The organism is Anabaenopsis tanganyikae CS-531, from assembly GCF_029891675.1.
GTDB lineage: Bacteria > Cyanobacteriota > Cyanobacteriia > Cyanobacteriales > Nostocaceae > Anabaenopsis > Anabaenopsis arnoldii.
This window is the reverse complement of record NZ_JANQDF010000116.1, coordinates 1-17,683: the sequence shown is the minus strand read 5'-3', so window position 1 is coordinate 17,683 and position 17,683 is coordinate 1. Positions and strand designations below refer to the sequence as shown.

At 41.3% G+C, this 17,683-nt stretch carries 20 protein-coding genes; 12 read left to right on the top strand and 8 right to left on the bottom strand.

Going from position 1 to position 17,683, the window contains the following annotated elements; all coding sequences use genetic code 11:
- Window positions 1–134: 134 nt before the first annotated feature.
- Both NWP22_RS11845 and NWP22_RS11840 read left to right on the top strand, forming a co-directional pair.
- Complete coding sequence (locus NWP22_RS11845; protein ID WP_271734801.1) at window positions 135–845, top strand: LabA-like NYN domain-containing protein; 711 nt, start codon at window positions 135–137, stop codon at window positions 843–845.
- Window positions 846–1,287: 442 nt separating this feature from the next.
- Window positions 1,288–1,572, top strand: a complete 285-nt coding sequence (locus tag NWP22_RS11840) for a hypothetical protein (RefSeq protein ID WP_271734803.1) — start codon at window positions 1,288–1,290, stop codon at window positions 1,570–1,572.
- A 195-nt stretch (window positions 1,573–1,767) separates the two neighbouring features.
- Here NWP22_RS11840 and NWP22_RS11835 read toward each other — a convergent pair whose 3' ends face one another.
- Entirely contained in the window at window positions 1,768–2,265 is a 498-nt protein-coding gene (locus tag NWP22_RS11835) for an ureidoglycolate lyase (RefSeq protein ID WP_271734804.1), read from the bottom strand.
- Window positions 2,266–2,337: 72 nt separating this feature from the next.
- Here NWP22_RS11835 and holA point away from each other — a divergent pair, with 72 nt between their 5' ends.
- The 4 genes from holA to NWP22_RS11815 all read left to right on the top strand — a co-directional run bounded on the left by holA (window position 2,338) and on the right by NWP22_RS11815 (window position 6,090).
- On the top strand, window positions 2,338–3,342 hold the full coding sequence (gene holA / locus NWP22_RS11830; protein WP_271734805.1) for a DNA polymerase III subunit delta: 1,005 nt from the start codon (window positions 2,338–2,340) through the stop codon (window positions 3,340–3,342).
- A gap of 196 nt (window positions 3,343–3,538) precedes the next feature.
- Window positions 3,539–4,027: a DUF4168 domain-containing protein gene (locus NWP22_RS11825; protein WP_271734807.1), complete on the top strand. Its 489-nt coding sequence runs from the start codon at window positions 3,539–3,541 to the stop codon at window positions 4,025–4,027.
- A gap of 151 nt (window positions 4,028–4,178) precedes the next feature.
- Entirely contained in the window at window positions 4,179–5,303 is a 1,125-nt protein-coding gene (locus NWP22_RS11820) for a site-2 protease family protein (protein WP_280801924.1), read from the top strand.
- Window positions 5,304–5,403: 100 nt separating this feature from the next.
- On the top strand, window positions 5,404–6,090 hold the full coding sequence (locus tag NWP22_RS11815) for a class I SAM-dependent methyltransferase (protein ID WP_280801923.1): 687 nt from the start codon (window positions 5,404–5,406) through the stop codon (window positions 6,088–6,090).
- Window positions 6,091–6,258: 168 nt separating this feature from the next.
- Here the strand turns inward: NWP22_RS11815 and lipB are convergent, their stop codons facing one another.
- Complete coding sequence (gene lipB, locus NWP22_RS11810; protein WP_271734810.1) at window positions 6,259–6,963, bottom strand: lipoyl(octanoyl) transferase LipB; 705 nt, start codon at window positions 6,961–6,963, stop codon at window positions 6,259–6,261.
- 380 nt (window positions 6,964–7,343) lie between these two features.
- Here lipB and hpf point away from each other — a divergent pair, with 380 nt between their 5' ends.
- Window positions 7,344–7,994, top strand: a complete 651-nt coding sequence (gene hpf / locus NWP22_RS11805) for a ribosome hibernation-promoting factor, HPF/YfiA family (protein WP_271734811.1) — start codon at window positions 7,344–7,346, stop codon at window positions 7,992–7,994.
- Window positions 7,995–8,042: 48 nt separating this feature from the next.
- Here hpf and NWP22_RS11800 read toward each other — a convergent pair whose 3' ends face one another.
- The 4 genes from NWP22_RS11800 to NWP22_RS11785 all read right to left on the bottom strand — a co-directional run bounded on the left by NWP22_RS11800 (window position 8,043) and on the right by NWP22_RS11785 (window position 12,002).
- Window positions 8,043–8,504 (bottom strand): peroxiredoxin, encoded by a 462-nt coding sequence (locus NWP22_RS11800; RefSeq protein WP_271734813.1) that lies wholly within the window; start codon window positions 8,502–8,504, stop codon window positions 8,043–8,045.
- A 20-nt stretch (window positions 8,505–8,524) separates the two neighbouring features.
- Window positions 8,525–10,456 carry an ABC-F family ATP-binding cassette domain-containing protein gene (locus NWP22_RS11795; RefSeq protein ID WP_280801922.1) on the bottom strand — a complete coding sequence of 644 codons (1,932 nt, stop codon included), beginning with the start codon at window positions 10,454–10,456 and terminating at the stop codon, window positions 8,525–8,527.
- A gap of 196 nt (window positions 10,457–10,652) precedes the next feature.
- A complete protein-coding gene (locus NWP22_RS11790; RefSeq protein ID WP_271734816.1) occupies window positions 10,653–11,069 on the bottom strand; it encodes a DUF1824 family protein in 417 nt (138 codons plus the stop codon).
- 84 nt (window positions 11,070–11,153) lie between these two features.
- Window positions 11,154–12,002, bottom strand: coding sequence for a prohibitin family protein (locus NWP22_RS11785; RefSeq protein ID WP_280792047.1), 849 nt, complete (start codon window positions 12,000–12,002; stop codon window positions 11,154–11,156).
- A gap of 481 nt (window positions 12,003–12,483) precedes the next feature.
- Here NWP22_RS11785 and ccmS point away from each other — a divergent pair, with 481 nt between their 5' ends.
- The gene (ccmS, locus tag NWP22_RS11780; RefSeq protein WP_280801921.1) at window positions 12,484–12,912 is read left to right on the top strand and encodes a beta-carboxysome assembly chaperone CcmS; all 429 of its coding nucleotides are present in this window, start codon (window positions 12,484–12,486) and stop codon (window positions 12,910–12,912) included.
- A gap of 20 nt (window positions 12,913–12,932) precedes the next feature.
- Here ccmS and NWP22_RS11775 read toward each other — a convergent pair whose 3' ends face one another.
- Entirely contained in the window at window positions 12,933–14,156 is a 1,224-nt protein-coding gene (locus NWP22_RS11775; RefSeq protein ID WP_280801920.1) for a DUF790 family protein, read from the bottom strand.
- Entirely contained in the window at window positions 14,086–15,654 is a 1,569-nt protein-coding gene (locus NWP22_RS11770; RefSeq protein ID WP_280801919.1) for a DEAD/DEAH box helicase family protein, read from the bottom strand. Before NWP22_RS11770 ends, NWP22_RS11775 begins: the two co-directional genes overlap by 71 nt.
- Here NWP22_RS11770 and NWP22_RS18375 point away from each other — a divergent pair.
- The 4 genes from NWP22_RS18375 (at window position 15,644) to NWP22_RS11750 (ending at window position 17,627) form a co-directional block, all read left to right on the top strand.
- Window positions 15,644–15,805: a hypothetical protein gene (locus NWP22_RS18375; RefSeq protein ID WP_271734823.1), complete on the top strand. Its 162-nt coding sequence runs from the start codon at window positions 15,644–15,646 to the stop codon at window positions 15,803–15,805. The two genes, NWP22_RS11770 and NWP22_RS18375, sit on opposite strands and share 11 nt — an antisense overlap.
- Before the next feature lie 141 nt (window positions 15,806–15,946).
- Entirely contained in the window at window positions 15,947–16,207 is a 261-nt protein-coding gene (locus NWP22_RS11760; protein ID WP_280801918.1) for a hypothetical protein, read from the top strand.
- Window positions 16,185–16,553, top strand: a complete 369-nt coding sequence (locus NWP22_RS11755) for a type II toxin-antitoxin system VapC family toxin (protein ID WP_280792053.1) — start codon at window positions 16,185–16,187, stop codon at window positions 16,551–16,553. The genes NWP22_RS11760 and NWP22_RS11755 overlap by 23 nt, the downstream gene beginning before the upstream one ends.
- A gap of 48 nt (window positions 16,554–16,601) precedes the next feature.
- Window positions 16,602–17,627, top strand: a complete 1,026-nt coding sequence (locus NWP22_RS11750) for a Fic family protein (protein ID WP_280801917.1) — start codon at window positions 16,602–16,604, stop codon at window positions 17,625–17,627.
- Window positions 17,628–17,683: the final 56 nt, after the last annotated feature.

Here is a 17,683-nt window from a genome sequence, read left to right as displayed (position 1 = left end):
CCCCATTGGTAACATCAAAAAACTTTGATTTCGGGATTTAAACTGTTGCAAATGGTAGCTCTATTTACGCCATGAAACCAGACTATTGACAAATTACCCCCAAGCGTTGCCAAATTTAAAATCTAGAGGAGTCAATGACTAGCACCAATTTTACCAAAGCAGAAAAGCCCCACAAACGACCACAGGAAGAACCTGATTTACCCAGAAAAAACTTAATAAAAAATAGTGCCAAAAATGAACATTCCCCAAAAATAGAGCAATTACCTGATGGTTCCTCATTAAATATTCAAAATCGTGGTCGAGTAGCTATTTTCATTGATGGCGTCAGTCTATTTCAAACAGCTTTGCAATTGAGTATGGAAATCGACTATCTCAAATTGCTGTGTTATTTAACTGGGGGGTCGCGCTTGTTGCGAGCTTTCTTTTACACTGCTATCGATACCTCAAGACTAGGTTCTACACGTTCACGCCCTAACGAAAAGCAACAAGGTTTTCTTTTTTGGATGCGTCGAAATGGTTATCGTGTGGTTACCAAAGAAGTACAACTGGCAGACCATACAAAAAAACACAACTTGAATGTAGAAATTGCTGTGGATATGATTACTTTAGCTCCTTACTATGATACAGCTATCTTAGTTAGTGGAGACGGAGATTTAGCCTATGCGGTCAATGCAGTTACCGCTACAGGTTCTCGCGTTGAATTGGTTAGTTTGCGAACCATGACCAGCGATAATTTAATTGATGTTGCTGACGAATTTATTGACCTCGATAGGATGAAACAATACATTCAAAAAGATTCCCATCTCGGCTATAGTTATCGCATGCTTTCTAATTCCAAGCTGTAAATCTCCATGGCTCATTGAGCTAAGACAATGATTACTGCCTACCTACTAACTAATACCAGAAAGTAGAATGGCAAAATCGGGAATTACTCTGCGTATTTTTTTTGATTATTTATACATTTGTCACAGGATTTCTATGACTGATACATTCTTTTTGTATAGTTGGTTACCGGGGGTTACACCCCTGTGACAACTCGTTCCAGAATGAATTAATGTAAATTGGTCTAACTGAAAATTAGTCATAATTGCCACCCACTAATTTTTAGCTGAAATTAACCATAAATACTGTTTGCTTCTCAGGGGTAATATTATCTATCTCACTAAAAAATATTAGTGCGGTATCAGAAGGAAGAAGATCGAAGTTACATATATCTGTATTTTGGGAAATCCAATCATATAATAGTTGTATTCACTTGAGTGGTACTAATCATAAGGAGTGTGAAACATGAATCAGATCCAAGTAACATTACTATTAAGTTATTTCCTGATGAGCTGCTATTTCTTCACCAATTGGCTAAGATTTTCTCTGCGTCATCCAACTTCTACCCCCGAAGAGAAATTTTTATCTTTTGTGATGTTTCTAGTCACAACGATTTTATGGCCTGTAGTTATCATCATGAACCTGTGGCAAATTTTCAATAAACGAAAACTGGAACTGAGCAATGTCATTCCTGTGATTTTCGCGATGTTTGCCTTCAGTCTTTCATACTATTTAACTTATTGGTATTAACGCGGTTTCTGTTATCAAAATTTATTCCGCTGATTCCCTTCTAATTTTGAGCAGTTCAACGATACACCCCTGCATGCTATAAGGCGGCAATTCCATATATAAAAGTTAAATAATATCTCAGCACAACCCGGTAACTGCTATTGGTTATAAATCAACACAGAATACCAACATTATTCAGGGTGTATACTATCTGAATTATATCACCATTTCAAATTCTAACTGATGACTCTCGAATAAATCATGAGTGAAATGATCCACTACATTAGTATCAGCCAGTTCTAAGTTATAAAAATCTACAACTTCATGTGCAAAATAGGGTCCCGCGTGCCAAGTACCCTGGTTTAATTTGATAAAGCAATTTCCCGGTATACGGAAAGCAGCCATCTGGGCTAATACTGGTTGATTTAAATGATTATGAGGAGGACAAACAGCCATTAACCAGTCCTTTCCTCCTAAAGAACCTAAACATTGGGTACATTGTAAATGACGAGTAATTTTATCAAACTTACAACCCCGATTTTCTAGCCTCATAATATAAAATCGCGGTGTCCCATTCTGTAAGTTTAATTGCGCATCTTTCCCATCAAAATTCTTGCCATCTTCACTAGGCAAAATTACCTGACCATAAGACCGAAAATTTTCTGGTGTTATCCATTGCGCCGGTAATTGTTGCACTGTTTTTGATGTAATCATAAATCTGACTGCTTATCTTAGAATATTATTTTTTCTGTCCACTTATATCAGCATCTGATCTGGGGTGAACTTATGCCAATCTATGTATATTGGGGTGAAGATGATTTCGCTATGGAAAAGGCAGTGGCGACATTGCGCGATCGCATCCTTGATCCCCTGTGGGTAAGTTTTAACTATACAATCCTATCACCAGATCAACCAGATGCAGCAATTGCTGGTTTAAATCAAGTGATGACACCAGCCTTTGGTGCTGGTGGAAGGTTGGTGTGGCTAGTCAATAGCACACTCTGTCAGCATTGCCCAGAGAACATTCTAGCAGAACTAACGCGAACTTTGTCAGTCATTCCCGATAACTCCTGGTTATTACTCACCAGTCGCAACAAACCAGATGAACGCATCAAATCCACTAAATTACTCAAAAAATGCGCTAGTGAATTTCGAGAATTTTCCCTCATCCCACCTTGGAAAACAGAATTGCTGGTACAGTCCGTCAATCAAGTGGCTGAAACTGTGGGGGTGAAACTAACTTCCCGCGGTGCGGAACTTTTAGCTGAGGCTGTAGGTAATGATACACGCTTGCTGTATAATGAAATGGAAAAACTGCGACTTTATACAACTAATACCACTAAGCCTCTAGACATAGATACCATTACGCAATTAGTCAGAAATACTACCCAAAATAGTTTACAATTAGCAGCAGCAATTAGAATGGGAGATACACCCAAAGCCTTGAGCATTTTGGCCGATCTGATCAATGCTGCGGAACCGGGACTACGGATAGTTGCTACTCTCATAGGTCAATTCCGTACCTGGTTATTAGTAAAGATAGCCATGGACAGCGGAGAACGTAACCCCCAAGCGATCGCCCAATTAGCCGAAATTAACAACCCTAAACGCATTTACTTCTTACAGCAAGAAGTCAAATTACTTTCTCTAGAGCAACTCATCTGTTGCTTACCACTACTACTACAATTAGAAGTAAGTCTCAAGCAAGGATCCCCTGAAGTATCTGCACTACAGACAAAAGTTATAGAAATTTGTCAAGTATGCCAAGTTCGTAGACACTCCCAAGGCTAGAAGCGCTGGGGATTCTTGATTCATTCAGCCCACTTATTTAGAGGAGTTTCCCCACCCAAACAGAGGTTGTTCTGGTAAAGATTAAAGATCAAAAAGATAAAAATTTTATTCACAGGCAGTTTTGTTGGAACTTCTAACTCCTAAAATAATTCAAAGCTATTAACTATTCCTATTATACTTGTGTGTCATAGACTTTATGAAACCAACCCCTAATTTATTTTGTCACACTAGTCTGCAACATATGCTCTCCCAGATTCTATGTTTAGGCATTCTCACCACTGCTAGTTTCATCACTAGCGCTCTTACCTTCAGTTACCAAGCCGATGGTCAAACACCACCTGTAAACAATTCCGTTAATAATACTGAGATTACCAACTACGCCCAAGCTATTTTGGCAATGGAAACACCCCGACAACAGGCTTTTGATGAAATTAAAAAACTAATTGGGGGTGGAGAAATGCCCAGAATCTTTTGTAACGACCCCAAGAGTATGCAAGAGTTACCACGCCAGGCTCAAAATATCGCTGTAACTTACTGTAATAATTCTCAGAAAATAGTCGAAAATAATGGACTCAGTATTGATCAATTCAACAAAATCACTATGGAGCTACAAAGTAACAATGAGTTAAAACGAGAAGTTTATAATACGTTGATTCGCTTGCAAAAGACTCCGGAATCTCCATAGGTGACAACCTCTAAGAGTGAGTTGTCAGGTTGCTGTTTCAGCTAAAAACCGCCCCTTTTAGTGCGGTTACCACAACTGGGGAATAAATTAATAGATTTTAATATTACGTTACAATTATTGGATACAGCAGACGTATTCAAAGGTGTACGGCATGAATGGTACAATTCGCGTTGGCAATCTCTTCGGGATTCCCTTCTATATCCATCCGTCGTGGTTTCTCGTGCTGGGCTTAGTAGCTTGGAGTTACAGTAGTGGACTAACAGCACAATTTCCCTGGTTATCTGGGGGATTAGCTTTTTTACTGGGACTGATGACGGCGTTGTTGTTGTTTACCTCCGTCGTCGCCCATGAATTAGGACACAGTTTTGTCGCAATTCACCAGGGAATTGATGTAAAATCTATTACCCTGTTTATATTTGGCGGTCTAGCTAGCTTAGAAAAAGAGTCCCAAACCCCAGGGGAAGCATTTTGGGTGGCGATCGCCGGTCCTTTAGTCAGCTTGTTGCTGTATGGGACATTTACAGTAATTAATGTCACCACCACCGCCACAGGAGCAACAGCAGCCATCCTTGGTGTTCTCGCCTCCGTTAACTTAGCCTTAGCATTATTTAACCTGATTCCCGGCTTACCCCTAGATGGTGGCAATATCCTCAAAGCAGCCGTGTGGAAGATTACAGGAAATCCTTATAAAGGTGTATCCTTTGCCAGTAGAGTCGGACAAGTATTTGGTTGGGTGGCGATCGCCTCTGGTGTGATTCCACTAGTATTATTTGGTAGCTTCGCCAACTTCTGGAACCTATTAATTGGTTTCTTCCTGCTGCAAAATGCCGGTAGAGCAGCGCAATTTGCCAGGGTACAGGAAAAATGCACAGGTTTAACAGCAGCAGATGCTGTTACCGCTGATAGCCCCATTGTATCTGCTCATACTAGCCTTAGAGAGTTTGCCGATCAAAGAATTTTCCAAAATCAAGACTGGAGGAAATTCTTAGTCACTGATGAAGAGGGAAGATTAGTAGGCGTAATTAATCTGGATGATTTGCGAGGTATTCCCACAACCCAATGGACACAAACCCCCATCAGCACCGTCATGAAGTCCATTGAGCAATCTACCACAGTCAAATCAGATCAACCCCTGTTAGAAGTAGTACAGCTACTCGAACAGCGCAAATTATCCACCCTGTCTGTGATTTCTGAGAATGGGGTACTTGTGGGAATATTAGAAAAAACTGCGGTTATTCAGCTACTGCAAGGTAAAACTCAACCTAACCCTGTATAGCTAGTCATCAGAATTGAATACCCCCCAACTCCCTGATAATTTATCGGGGATATTTATGTGTAAATTTATTTCAACCAGTTATTCTAACCAGAGGTAAAAGATGTTTGAGAAACAGCCACAAAATTTACAGCAAAGGGTAAAACAACTAGCGACTAAAGCCATAGAGGACTCAAATCCTACCGCCTGGTTTGATGTTTTGTATAGTCAGTCCCAGGGTGATGTTACCCAAATCCCCTGGGCGAAGTTAACCGCTCACCCCTATTTACAAGATTGGTTGACGACTAATAACCCTGAAGGTGAGGGAAAATCAGCCCTGGTAATTGGGTGTGGTTTAGGGGATGATGCGGAAGCTTTAGCAACCAGGGGATTTCAAGTAACCGCCTTTGATATTTCCCCCACAGCTATTAACTGGTGTCAGCAAAGATTTCCTAACTCCTGTGTCAACTATGTCGTTGCAGATTTGTTAGCCCTTCCCTCACACTGGGAGCAAGCCTTTGACTTAGTGGTAGAAATCAGGAATATCCAAGCTCTACCCTTGAATATCCGCTCAACTGTAATCACATCGGTTGCTTCTGTAGTTGCACCAGCAGGTACTTTACTATTGATTAATCGGTTTCGCGAAACTGAGGTAGAACCTGATGGACCGCCTTGGCCTTTGTCTAGTTCCGAATTAGCCCAGTTTACACAATTGGGTTTACAAGAACTCAACCGGATTGTATTTTTTGAGAGTGACCGGGCTGATATTCCACAACTACGGATAGAATATCAAAAATCTGCCCCAGTGTAGGAATGCTACAAAATATTACTGAAAGTTCACATCAGCACTATTTTAGGGATTTTTGAGCCACAATGGAGGTAGGAAACCAGCTGGAGGTGTAAGATGACTCACAATCTCACATTATCTGACCCTACCACTTACCTGATATTTAAACTCAGTATCCTGATTATGGTACTGCTAGTATTGTTGGTGATTTCCGCTGCTCCAGCGGTTTAGTCCATCCGCGACTAATTCCACGCCGAATACTTGGGCAAAACACCGGGCTATATGAACACGTACCTCTTGAGAGGTAATACCGGGAATCCATTCGGCTAAACTACTTACAGGCTTATCGGCAATACCACAGGGGATAATCTCTTGAAAGCCTAACATATCAGGACAAACATTGAGGGCGAACCCATGCATAGTAATCCAACGGCTAACTTTAATCCCGATGGCGGCTACTTTTCGTCCTTCTAGCCAAACACCAGTCAAACCCGCAAGGCGATCGCCAGACAGGCCATAAACAGCTAATACCTGAATTAATACTTCTTCTAATTGCCTTAAATACCAATGCAGGTCTTGGCGATAATGTCGCAGATTTAAAATCGGATAACCTACCACCTGACCAGGACAATGGTAAGTCACTTCGCCGCCCCGTTCAACTGTGTGGACATCAAACTTAGTATTTTGTCGGTCAAACTTGAGAAATTCCGGGTTACTTCCTTGTCCCAAAGTGTAGACAGGGGGATGCTCGAGCAAGATTAACACATCCTCTAGACTAGGGTGATGAATGCGCTGAGTCAAGAGCGATCGCTGCCATGAGAGAGCATCGAGATATGGCATCAATCCCACATTAAATAACAAACAACTTCTGTGATCTGTTTCCATACTACGGATCATGCCAAAAATCAACTACCTTATTGACCAAATATATTGCAAATGACAAGACTTGAAGCAACAAATGTCAAGCTATGCAAAGGATTTTAAAGGAACATCAACTAAATGTGCATTACAGAATACAAAGTGCTACGTTAGATATATAACCTCAATGGTGTTAGGAGGAATTCTCTGCATCAAGCATCAAGCCCAACAGGATCACAACGAATGCACTGGCCGATCAATATCATAAATAGTTCGCATCTCAAACCAGATCGAAGATCCGATAGAGAGTACATTAAAATCGTTCAAAATTTGTTTTGGCGGTAATGCGCGATATTACCGCGACATCCATTCATACAAAACAAATTCACATCAAAAAATATATCAGTGGGAGGGTTTACATGAAGCTTGTCATCCACGGCAAAAATATTGAAATCACCGATGCAATTCGGGAGTATGTACATCAAAAAATTGAAAAAGCCGTCAGTCACTTTCAACACATCACTAATGAAGTGGATGTACATCTAAGCGTCGCCCGCAATCCCCGAATTACTACCAAGCAAGCAGCGGAAGTGACTATTTACGCCAATGGTAACATTATCCGTGCTGAGGAAAGCAGCGAAAACTTATATGCCAGCATTGACTTAGTGGCAGATAAAATTGCCCGTCAACTGCGTAAATATAAAGAAAGACGTCAAGATCAAAAAACTCACGCCCAACCCACAAATCAAGCATTAGTTCCCGAACCAGTGGCCGCAGATTTAATCGGCGATCGCACCCCGGAATTACCCGATGAGGTGATCCGGACAAAATATTTTCCCATGCCACCCATGACCCTTGCAGAAGCCACAGAACAGCTGCAACTAGTGGGACACGACTTTTATATGTTCCGCAACTCAGAAAGTGGGGAAATTAATGTGGTTTACGAACGTAACCACGGCGGTTACGGTGTCATTCAACCCCGCAAGACCAACGGTCATACCAACGGTAAGAATGGTCATTCAGCCCATGTTAATCATCCAGTAGGGGACAAATCCCACTCCTATAAGTAAGTAAATCTAGTCCCCTCCCCTTAATCAGGGGAGGGGTGATGGGTGGATTTATTTCACAGCTAAATCTTGCAAAATTTTCAGAGCTTCCTCTACGTGAGCCTGAAAATTAAACATAGTATCCAAAACAAACCGCACAACCCCCTCTTGATCAATTACATAAGTTACACGGCCAGGAACAAAACCAAAAGCCATAGTAGCGCCGTATTCCTTACGCACCTTGTTATCTTTATCACTCAAGAGAGTGAAAGGCAAATTGTATTTTGCCGCAAATTGCTGGTGAGATTGCGGAGAATCTCCACTTACGCCAATCACTTCAGCACCAGCAGTTTTAAACACCTCATATTGATCCCGGAACCCACAAGACTCCGCCGTACATCCGGGTGTGTCATCCTTGGGATAAAAGTATAAAACCACCGCTTTTTTGCCCCGAAAATCCCTCAGGCTGACCCTAGAGCCATTTTGATCACTCAGGGTAAAATCAGGGGCGGTATCACCAACTTTAACTGACATATAATTTCTTACCGTTTTTCTTAAGATTCCATCTCAGCTAATTCTAACCAGCGTTCTGTAGCTATATCAATGGACTGCTTCAGGTTTTCTACCTGTTCGTAGAGTTTTTGGACCTGGGTGTAATTCCCCCCAGATAGACTACTCAAGGCTTTCTCCGCTTCCGCTTTCTCAGATTCCAACTTCGCAATTTTAACTTCTAACTCCCCAAATTCCCGCTTTTCCCAATTTGACAGTCGGCGACGCTTTTTATTTTCCGTCACTGTAGATGAACTGCTAACCTTGGGTGTTGCTGGTGGTTTTTCAGCCACATTGGCCGCTTGCTGTTGTTTTTCTAGCTCCTCTTCTGCTTTTTTGTAATCTAGATAAACTGAGTAATTACCTGGATATTGTCGCAGATTACCGCCCTCCTCCAGGGCAAAAACATTATCTACAGTCCGATCTAAAAAGTAGCGATCGTGAGAAACTGCAATTACACACCCCGCAAAATCTTCTAAATAATCTTCTAGTACCGCCAAGGTTTGCACATCTAAATCATTAGTTGGTTCATCTAAAATCAACACATTGGGCGCACCAATGAGAATTCGCAACAAAAATAAACGGCGTTTTTCGCCCCCAGATAATTTATGAATTGGCGCGTACTGCTGGTTTCCCGGAAACAAAAATCGCTCCAACATTTGCGAAGCCGAAATTTGAGTACCGTCGGCGATTTTGACAAATTCCCCTTCTTCCTTGATATAGTCAATCACCCGCTGATTTTCATCTACCGCTGCGAGTAACTCTTCAGAATGCTGGTCAAAATAACCAATGTGAACCGTAGCCCCAATTTCCACAGTACCAGAATCAGGTTGAATCCGCCCGGTAATCATATCCATTAAAGTAGATTTACCAGTACCATTACCCCCAATAATCCCGATCCTGTCTTCTGGACTAAATTCATAGGTGAAATTATTAATCAGAGTGCGGCCATCATAGCCCTTAGATACATTATTTAATTCAATCACCTTTTTACCAATGCGGCGGCTAACTGTGGAAATCTCCACTTTACCTTGAACTTGTTTAAACTCAGTTTCCCGCATGGCTTGGATGCGTTGAATTCGGGCTTTTTGTTTAGTACTCCTGGCTTTTGGACCCCGACTCAACCATTCTAATTCCCGACGTAATACACCTTGATGTTTACGTTGGCTACTCATAGCCGACTCTTGGGCTAAAGCTTTCTTTTCCAGGTAATATGAATAATTACCTGCATAGGTGTAAACATCACCTCTGTCTATTTCAATAATCCGGTTGGTGACCTGATCTAGGAAATAGCGATCGTGAGTAATCAGTAGCAGCGTACCACGAAAGCGATTTAAATAACTTTGCAGCCATTCCACAGACAGCGCATCTAAATGGTTAGTAGGTTCATCCATCAGTAAAACGTCTGGTTCCGATAGTAAAGCTGTAGCTAAAGCAATGCGCTTGCGATATCCCCCTGATAAAGTCCCAACCACCGCATCAAAATCAGAAATTCCTAACTTAGTTAAAATAATTTTGGCGTTGGTTTCCAACTCCCAAGCGCCCGTGGTTTCCATCCTTTGCATCACCCCAGACAAGCGGGACATCAACTGACTATCTTCTGGATGATCAACAAGTTTGTGAGATAGTTCCTCATACTCACGTACTAAAGACAAGTGTTCACCGCTATCGGCAAAAATTTGCTCTAAAACTGTGTAATTCTCGTTTACATCTGGTTGTTGGGGTAAGTAAATTACCTTTGCACCAGCACTAAAAGTAATCTGTCCACTATCAATTGATTCTAATCCGGCAATCATTTTTAACAAAGTTGATTTACCAGAACCATTAGTACCAATTAACCCCACTTTATCAGTAGCATCTAAACTAAAACTGGCATCTCTTAAAATTTCCTTGATCCCAAAATCTTTTTTAACTGATTGTAATGTAATAATACTCATAGAAATTAGTCGTTTTAACTTTCAAATTATTTTGCTATTTTAATTATTATAAGCATAAATATTGATTGTGGGGTGGGCATCTTGCCCGCCCTGCCTACCTACTCCCATGAAATCCGGCTGTATCCATAGAGGACTAAAGTCCTCACTACAAACCTGATCTAAACTAGAGGACTAAAATCCTCACTACCAATCTGATCTAAGCAAACAAATCCAGGGGCAAATGTCCATACATTTCGTTAATTCCCCCTTCACGATAAGATTGACAAGAAATTAATACTCCCCGATGATGTCCCGCATAGGAATCAAGATAACATAAACCATTTTTGCCATTCAATTTGATATAAACTGGACCTTCTGGTGTTGGTAAATTACTCGGGGCTTCATAGCCAAAAGCATAAGAATAAGTTCTCATCGCCAGTATCCCTTCTGCGGCTGTATCAGCACAAATTCCCAATATTTGGTAATCAGAAATACTAGTTACCAAAATTAAAGCCCGACGCACTAAAGCCTCCTCTGAGGGTTTGAGGATAGGTGCTATATCTAAGCAGTTGAATTTGTTGAGAATTTTTTTGGCTTCTGAGACTGTGAGATTTTGATGGTTGGGAGTTGACATAACTTAGTTTCTTATGTTCTGGTTGAGTTTTGCTAGTGGTGTGTGTGAGGTGGGTATAGCCCACCCCGCTATGATTAACCTAAATTATGATTGGTCGGAAACATTACCTAAGTTGAAAATGAATGGTACACTGCCTTTGGCTTCACCACCCATAACGAGAACTTTCGGCATTTGAGCGCCACCAGTTCTCCAAGCTTCAATTGCTTCTTTTTGCAGAACTAACTCTCCCCCTTGGGCTTTGAGGGTTTCTGCTAAAAGTCTTTGAGCCTCTGCTTTACCCTTAGCGCGATTAACATCTGCTTGCGCTTCTTGTTCAGCTTCTCGTGCTACATAAACTGCTCTTTGAGCCCGTTGTTCAGCTATTTGTTTTTCTTCTACAGCCCTGGCAAACTCCGGTGAGAAATTCAAGTCAACTACACTAGTGTCTAAAACGATTATCCCATATTTAGCCAAGCGATCGCCCAAGGCTAAATCAAAATCCTCTTTTAATTCACTTCTTTTGGTAATTGCTTCTTCTACCGTTCTTCTGGCCGCCGCGATTTTAAACGCTTCCTGTGTTTGCGGCGCAATTATCTTTGAAACAATATTTGCTAAAGTTCCTTGTCTTCTTCTCACCTCAACTACCTGCGCCGGATCAAGGCGAAAGTTAATCGCAAATCTTGCAGATAAATTTTGCAAATCCTTGGTAGAACTTTCCGCCGGGACTTCAAACTTTTGTACTGTCAAATCATACACATCAACTACTGAGATAAGCGGTGGTTTAATGTGAATACCTTCCAGTAGCGCCCCATCTCTAGCTCTACCTAAGATGCTGATGACTCCTGCTTGTCCCGGGCTGAGAATCACAAAGGAATTTACACCCACAAGGACAACCAGTGCTAATACAATACCCAAAACTGTAGTTTGCCAATTCCCGAATTGCTGACTTTTCAAGGTTTGATCTCCTTTTGCATCTTTAGGCAACTCCTGTACTATGGTGACACGTCTTCAGCTGTTCTCACCGAAGAATCAGATTACAAAAGCCAGATGCTCTCCTCTCCCCTATGGTGGTAATATCGGTTTCACCCAATGGTAAATGACCTTAGCTGTGGCTGACCAAAAGCCCTATCTGTCAGCCCTGACTTGACTACTAACACGAGTATTCGCAATAAATTTGACTCGTTATCGGCTGTTTGATTTTGGGTAAAGTTTTTAACTTGGCAGCACCAGCATTAATTGCCATGGCAGTTGATCTGCTAGTTAAGCAGCAAGATTCTATCATTGGTTAGTTTGGTGTTCAAGATACCTTTGGACAATTTTTACTTCTGTTATAATATCTGAATGTTTGGCTGTGGTGGCGCGGTTTTTGCAGTTTTGGTGACAAACTGGGGTAAGATAGGTTTCACGTACTAGGCGCACCAGGCGCAGAGAGTTTATGATGTTTGGTAGTGGTGGCGCGGTTTCCCATAATAGCAAGTGGCGTGTTGAGTTAGATAAGTTTGTTAGGGATAATCACCGCGATTTGGCGGCTGTTTTTTGGGGGTTGTGGTTACAAAATGGTAATGAGCAGGGTACCCTGGGTATTGATTTACAGCCTAGTCCCCATTTTATTTATTGTCCTCAAGGGGCGATTGAGGTTTTAAATCAGAAGGTAGAAAATCGTCTTCAGGAAATTTTGGGAATTATTGACCATCATGATCCTGAGGTGGAAGTGTTGATGATTGCAATTGGTAAGGGTGAACTGAAGTTGATTCAGTTTGCGCCTGAACCTCCCCCCCCGGTTTGTTTTGCACAGGTGGGTAAGGATGTGAATGAGTTATTAGATTTGTTGGAGGGAAGGTTAAATGAGGTGGAGTTTTTTTAACCTGAGTTAGCACTGAGGTTTTATTGGTCTCCCTCTATGACTGTTAACACGGCTTTGGGTAAAAGTTTATCTTTGAACCAGACTATTTTGGCGGGGACGTTATCTAATTTGACTCCAGCTTTTTCTAGGTTCAATCTTTCGGAAATGGCTAAAATTAAATTCTCACATCCAGAACGCCGCACTTGATAAAATTTCTTTTGTAAATATTCCGGTCGCCAATAACCAACTATTTCTAGTAAGTAGTCACGTCCATCAGGATGTACTAGGCGAAAGTCGGGAATCATGACGCTACCAGGTATGGGAATTAAATCTACTTCTCGCTCTAATACCCAATCGGTTTTAAGTACATCCCATTTCTCGGCAAAGGATGACTCTAACATACTATCGTAAGGTTTACCGGGGGAATAGTGGGAGACTAAGCCACATTCAGAGTTGAGGGTAAAACGTCGGGTGTTCCATTGTTTGGTGTCAAAATCTCTGCTCTGTAAGGTGGCGCAAAGACTCCATTTAGTCACATGAAGTAAGGCGGGAATTAATTTGGCGATCGCCAGTCCATATCTTGTACTCGGTCTAAATAAACTTGTCGGACCGTCAACAGTAATTGTAAATCCATGGTCAGCATCTCCCTCAATATACGCCATCAGTTGAAACAATTTTAAATAACGAAATAATAGTTTATATTGCCCTGGTACATTGCGATGAGCATTTAAAGTTAACTGACTGGCTTTATAAAAGATTCCCTGGACTTGAGACAAGTTATATCTATTTAATAATTCTACGGGTGTGGGTGCTTCAAAACTGGTTAAAATCTTATTTTCATTCAAATCAGCATATAACCCATCCCGCACTTGTTCCCATAAAACTTCTCTTTGCAGTTGCTGACTCAGTTCATCAGCAATTCTAGTTAAAATAATTTGGGTTGATTCTCTACTACAAACAGACTGGGAGGCTAAACTAAATACCCGCTCTCTTAACATGGGTGGTTCTAGGGGACTAACTACCTCAAAGGTACAGAAACTGCTTTTGAGAATATAACCTAACCCCCGCTTGACTCTGTAATCTGTCCCGTCTCCCTCTAGGTCTAACAGTTGACTTTCTAGCAACCCTACGGAATTACCCCGCGCTTCCTCAAAACAATTAATTAACTCCTGCGCTAACTCCAAACTATGGCGATCAATCTTCAATCTCTTGGGAATGATTTCCTCTCCGTTCTGGCGATGACTCAGTAAATCCGTCGGTAACATTTCCCTGATCTGTTGAATATTTAATGTCTAACTGTTCTGCTGCTTTGGGGACTCTACTTTGACCCCCGCCATAAATTACCCGTAAATTACCCTTGTTCTCTGGGTGTTTTTCGCTGCTCTGGGTTTGGTGATCCACTCCCCTGCGTCTGGCGGAGGTTCCCTCTTCGCTGGTATCTTCGGCTACTACTTCATATAAAATCGCCTGTTTATTAGCTACATTCCCCTTTCTTAACACCCTACCCAACCGCTGTATATACTCCCTGGTGGAACCAGTACCAGATAAAATAATGGCCACGGAAGCAGCGGGAACATCAACCCCCTCATTTAAGACATGGGAAGCTACCAAGGTATTATACTCACCCTCTCGAAACTTCGTGAGAATTTCGTGCCGTTCTTTGACAGGAGTTTGATGGGTAATGGCGGGAATTAATAACTGTTGGGAAATTCTATATACTGTGGTATTATCGGCTGTAAAGATTAAAATCCGCTCTGGGAAGTGTTGGGCTAATAGGTCGGCTAAAATTCGCAACTTGCCATCAGTACCTAAAGCAATATTTTTCGCTTCCCGGTGTGCTAACATGGCTCTACGACCCGCTGGCGATCGCCCACTCATTTTGACAAACATTTGCCAACCTTGAATACTCCCCAGGGAAATTTTAGACTGGCGGAGAAAGTCGTTACGGGTTTGAATTAACTGGTTGTATCGCTCTCGCTCCTGCTGGGATAACTTCACCTTCATTTGCACAATTTCATGGTGAGCTAAAGCACCCCCCGCTAAGTCCTCAGCGCGTTTGCGATAGACTTCTGGTCCGATGAGTATATTTAAATCAGCGTGTTTCCCATCAGTACGTTCCGGTGTAGCTGAGAGTCCTAACCGATAAGGAGCAATAGAATACTCAGCAATTACCCGCCCAAAGTCTGTTGGTAAGTGATGACATTCATCAAAAATTATTAAAGCATATTTATTGCCTAAACTTTCCGCATGAATCGCCGCACTATCATAGGTGGCCACTAAAATCGCTGTGCGATCGCCCGAACCACCCCCCAACAAACCCACCTCAGCATCAGGAAAAGCCGCGACTAAATGAGCATACCACTGATGCATTAAATCCAGAGTTGGCACTACAATTAGGGTAGTCCGGGGTGTAGATTGCATCGCCATTTGTGCTAAATAAGTCTTTCCCGCCGCCGTGGGGAGAACCACAACCCCCTGTCTACCCCCCAATTTCCAAGCCGTTAACGCCTCAATTTGGTGGGGGTAAGGCTCCATTTCTAAACTGGGGATTAAATCCACCGGGTAAAATTCCTTGGCTTCATCAATAAAATATACCTCCTCCCCTTGCAGTGCTTCCACCACAGCGCGATAATTAATCGCGGGAATCCGAAACTTTTCCACCCGGTCATCCCATGTAGCGTAATCCATCCACCCTTTACCCCTTGGTGGTGGATGTAAAATTAAAGTACCTCGGTTAAATTGTAGGGTGGGTGTGCGAGCCATTACATATGAAGATTTACAAGCTAGGTTACTGACAGTATTGAAAATTATCGGGGTTGGGGTGCAGACAGTCTGGGTTGAGACAGTAGATTTGATTGCTCATGTCTGGGGCGGTTTGTCTGGTGGTGATTGCCAAGAAGTATTATACACTTAAGTATGGGTTAAAGTGCCCGCACAAAAAACTTTTAGGGAACACACCGAACGCTTCCACCAAGGACGGATAATTTACAGGATGAACAGAGAGATTTGATCACCAATTACCAATTACCTAATAGAAGATATGGAGATTTAAGCAATGCTGAACTTGCGAATTACCAAAGAACAAGTATTTAGTTTACTTGAACAATTATCTTGGCAAGAAAAACAGGAGATTTTCCAATATCTGAGTCAAAAACTCCATCGCCAACCAGTTGATAGTCAATCCAATCTTGATCATGCTTTAGAACATCCCATTAACCAACTCTCAGGCAAAATTACAGCTTTTCAAGGGGTTAATGCTTTAGCTTGGCAAGAGCAAATCCGGAGTGAGTGGGATGAAACTGGATTATCTCATTGATACTAATATTTTTATCTCATTGTTCAATCAAGAATTAACCCAACCTGTCCCCAATGGTAACATAGGTTATTCTGTGATCACAAGTATTGAGATTTTGTCTTTTAAGGGGTTATCTTTGGAGGAAGAGAATCTAATTCGCTCAACTCTAAAAACTCTTATCGAAGTATCTCTAGATGCGACTATTGCCGAAAAAACGATTCAATTACGACGAAAATATAGCTTAAAGATTCCCGATGCTGTTATTCTTGCGAGTGCTTGGGAGTGTGCAGCAGTGTTGATTACGAATGATCAGCAGTTGTTCAAAATCAGCGAAGTACAGGTTATTTCTTTGCCAACGAAAAGTTAGGTAAGAGGGAACAGGGAACGGTTCCACCAAGGACGGATAATTTACAGGATGAACATAGACCCTATGCTAGTATCCTATTCTCAACTTTATCAACGGTTTATTGAGCAGGTTATTGGTTTAAGTCAAAAAAAAGATTTTTCCTTAACTGCTTTAATCAGTAACTATATTAGCATGAATTACCAGCTTAAATTAGAACAAATAGACAAGTTAAAAGCCTGGTTAGATGACTTTAGACCATTTGACCAAACAATAATCGCCGAACTCAAAAAGCTGTATGATGTCCGCTTTACTTATAACTCTAATGCCATTGAAGGGAATACTTTAACTCAAAGTGAAACTGAGTTAGTGTTAACCAAGGGAATTACAATTGGTGGTAAGACTCTTGATGAACATTTAGAGGTAATTGGACATAAGGAAGCGATTGACTATATTGAGAGTTTAGCCCAAAAAGATACAGTAATTAATGAATGGGAGATTAAACAAATTCACAATCTAATTCTGAGGAAAATTCACCCTAATGAAGCGGGTTGTTATCGGCAATTAGATGTAATGGCTCCAGGTACAAATTATATTTATCCTCCCCATTATTTACTGTCTCAATTAATGACAGATTTTGTGATCTGGCTCAATTCAGATGCTGCTTTAACACTCCATCCTGTAGAATATGCAACCATGGCACATTATCGTTTTGTTTCTATCCATCCTTTTCGAGATGGGAATGGCAGAACGGCTAGATTATTAATGAATTTATTGTTAATTCGTGCCGGGTATCCTATTGTAGTGATTAATAATCAAATTCGTAATGATTATATTCATGCTTTGGGCTATGGACAACAAAACCAAGATGATTTAAGTCAGTTGTTTGATTTGGTTTGTGATGCTACTATCGGTTCATTGGTGGAAACTTTAAGGTTATTAGTAACTGCAAGTAGTAGTAGGGAAAAAGGGCAGGTTTTTTATCAGGAAATTACTGATTTTATTGATAATTATGGTTCTTCAGTACCTAATATGCTAAATTGTTTTGATAAAATCCGAAAAAGCTTACCGTATAAGGGAAATAATGTTGGTTATTGAAGAAAATGCCTGAATATTCCTTCTTAATCTCTGTTCCCTGTTCCCTGTTCCCTGTT

What these genes read in the sequence shown, in the direction of transcription:
- NWP22_RS11845 (WP_271734801.1), top strand. Translation starts at nt 135, where the DNA reads ATGACTAGCACCAATTTTACCAAAGCAGAAAAGCCCCACAAACGACCA.
- NWP22_RS11840 (WP_271734803.1), top strand. Translation starts at nt 1,288, where the DNA reads ATGAATCAGATCCAAGTAACATTACTATTAAGTTATTTCCTGATGAGC.
- NWP22_RS11835 (WP_271734804.1), bottom strand. Translation starts at nt 2,265, where the DNA reads ATGATTACATCAAAAACAGTGCAACAATTACCGGCGCAATGGATAACA.
- holA (WP_271734805.1), top strand. Translation starts at nt 2,338, where the DNA reads ATGCCAATCTATGTATATTGGGGTGAAGATGATTTCGCTATGGAAAAG.
- NWP22_RS11825 (WP_271734807.1), top strand. Translation starts at nt 3,539, where the DNA reads ATGAAACCAACCCCTAATTTATTTTGTCACACTAGTCTGCAACATATG.
- NWP22_RS11820 (WP_280801924.1), top strand. Translation starts at nt 4,179, where the DNA reads ATGAATGGTACAATTCGCGTTGGCAATCTCTTCGGGATTCCCTTCTAT.
- NWP22_RS11815 (WP_280801923.1), top strand. Translation starts at nt 5,404, where the DNA reads ATGTTTGAGAAACAGCCACAAAATTTACAGCAAAGGGTAAAACAACTA.
- lipB (WP_271734810.1), bottom strand. Translation starts at nt 6,963, where the DNA reads ATGATCCGTAGTATGGAAACAGATCACAGAAGTTGTTTGTTATTTAAT.
- hpf (WP_271734811.1), top strand. Translation starts at nt 7,344, where the DNA reads ATGAAGCTTGTCATCCACGGCAAAAATATTGAAATCACCGATGCAATT.
- NWP22_RS11800 (WP_271734813.1), bottom strand. Translation starts at nt 8,504, where the DNA reads ATGTCAGTTAAAGTTGGTGATACCGCCCCTGATTTTACCCTGAGTGAT.
- NWP22_RS11795 (WP_280801922.1), bottom strand. Translation starts at nt 10,456, where the DNA reads ATGAGTATTATTACATTACAATCAGTTAAAAAAGATTTTGGGATCAAG.
- NWP22_RS11790 (WP_271734816.1), bottom strand. Translation starts at nt 11,069, where the DNA reads ATGTCAACTCCCAACCATCAAAATCTCACAGTCTCAGAAGCCAAAAAA.
- ccmS (WP_280801921.1), top strand. Translation starts at nt 12,484, where the DNA reads ATGATGTTTGGTAGTGGTGGCGCGGTTTCCCATAATAGCAAGTGGCGT.
- NWP22_RS11775 (WP_280801920.1), bottom strand. Translation starts at nt 14,156, where the DNA reads ATGTTACCGACGGATTTACTGAGTCATCGCCAGAACGGAGAGGAAATC.
- NWP22_RS11770 (WP_280801919.1), bottom strand. Translation starts at nt 15,654, where the DNA reads ATGGCTCGCACACCCACCCTACAATTTAACCGAGGTACTTTAATTTTA.
- NWP22_RS11760 (WP_280801918.1), top strand. Translation starts at nt 15,947, where the DNA reads ATGCTGAACTTGCGAATTACCAAAGAACAAGTATTTAGTTTACTTGAA.
- NWP22_RS11755 (WP_280792053.1), top strand. Translation starts at nt 16,185, where the DNA reads ATGAAACTGGATTATCTCATTGATACTAATATTTTTATCTCATTGTTC.
- NWP22_RS11750 (WP_280801917.1), top strand. Translation starts at nt 16,602, where the DNA reads ATGAACATAGACCCTATGCTAGTATCCTATTCTCAACTTTATCAACGG.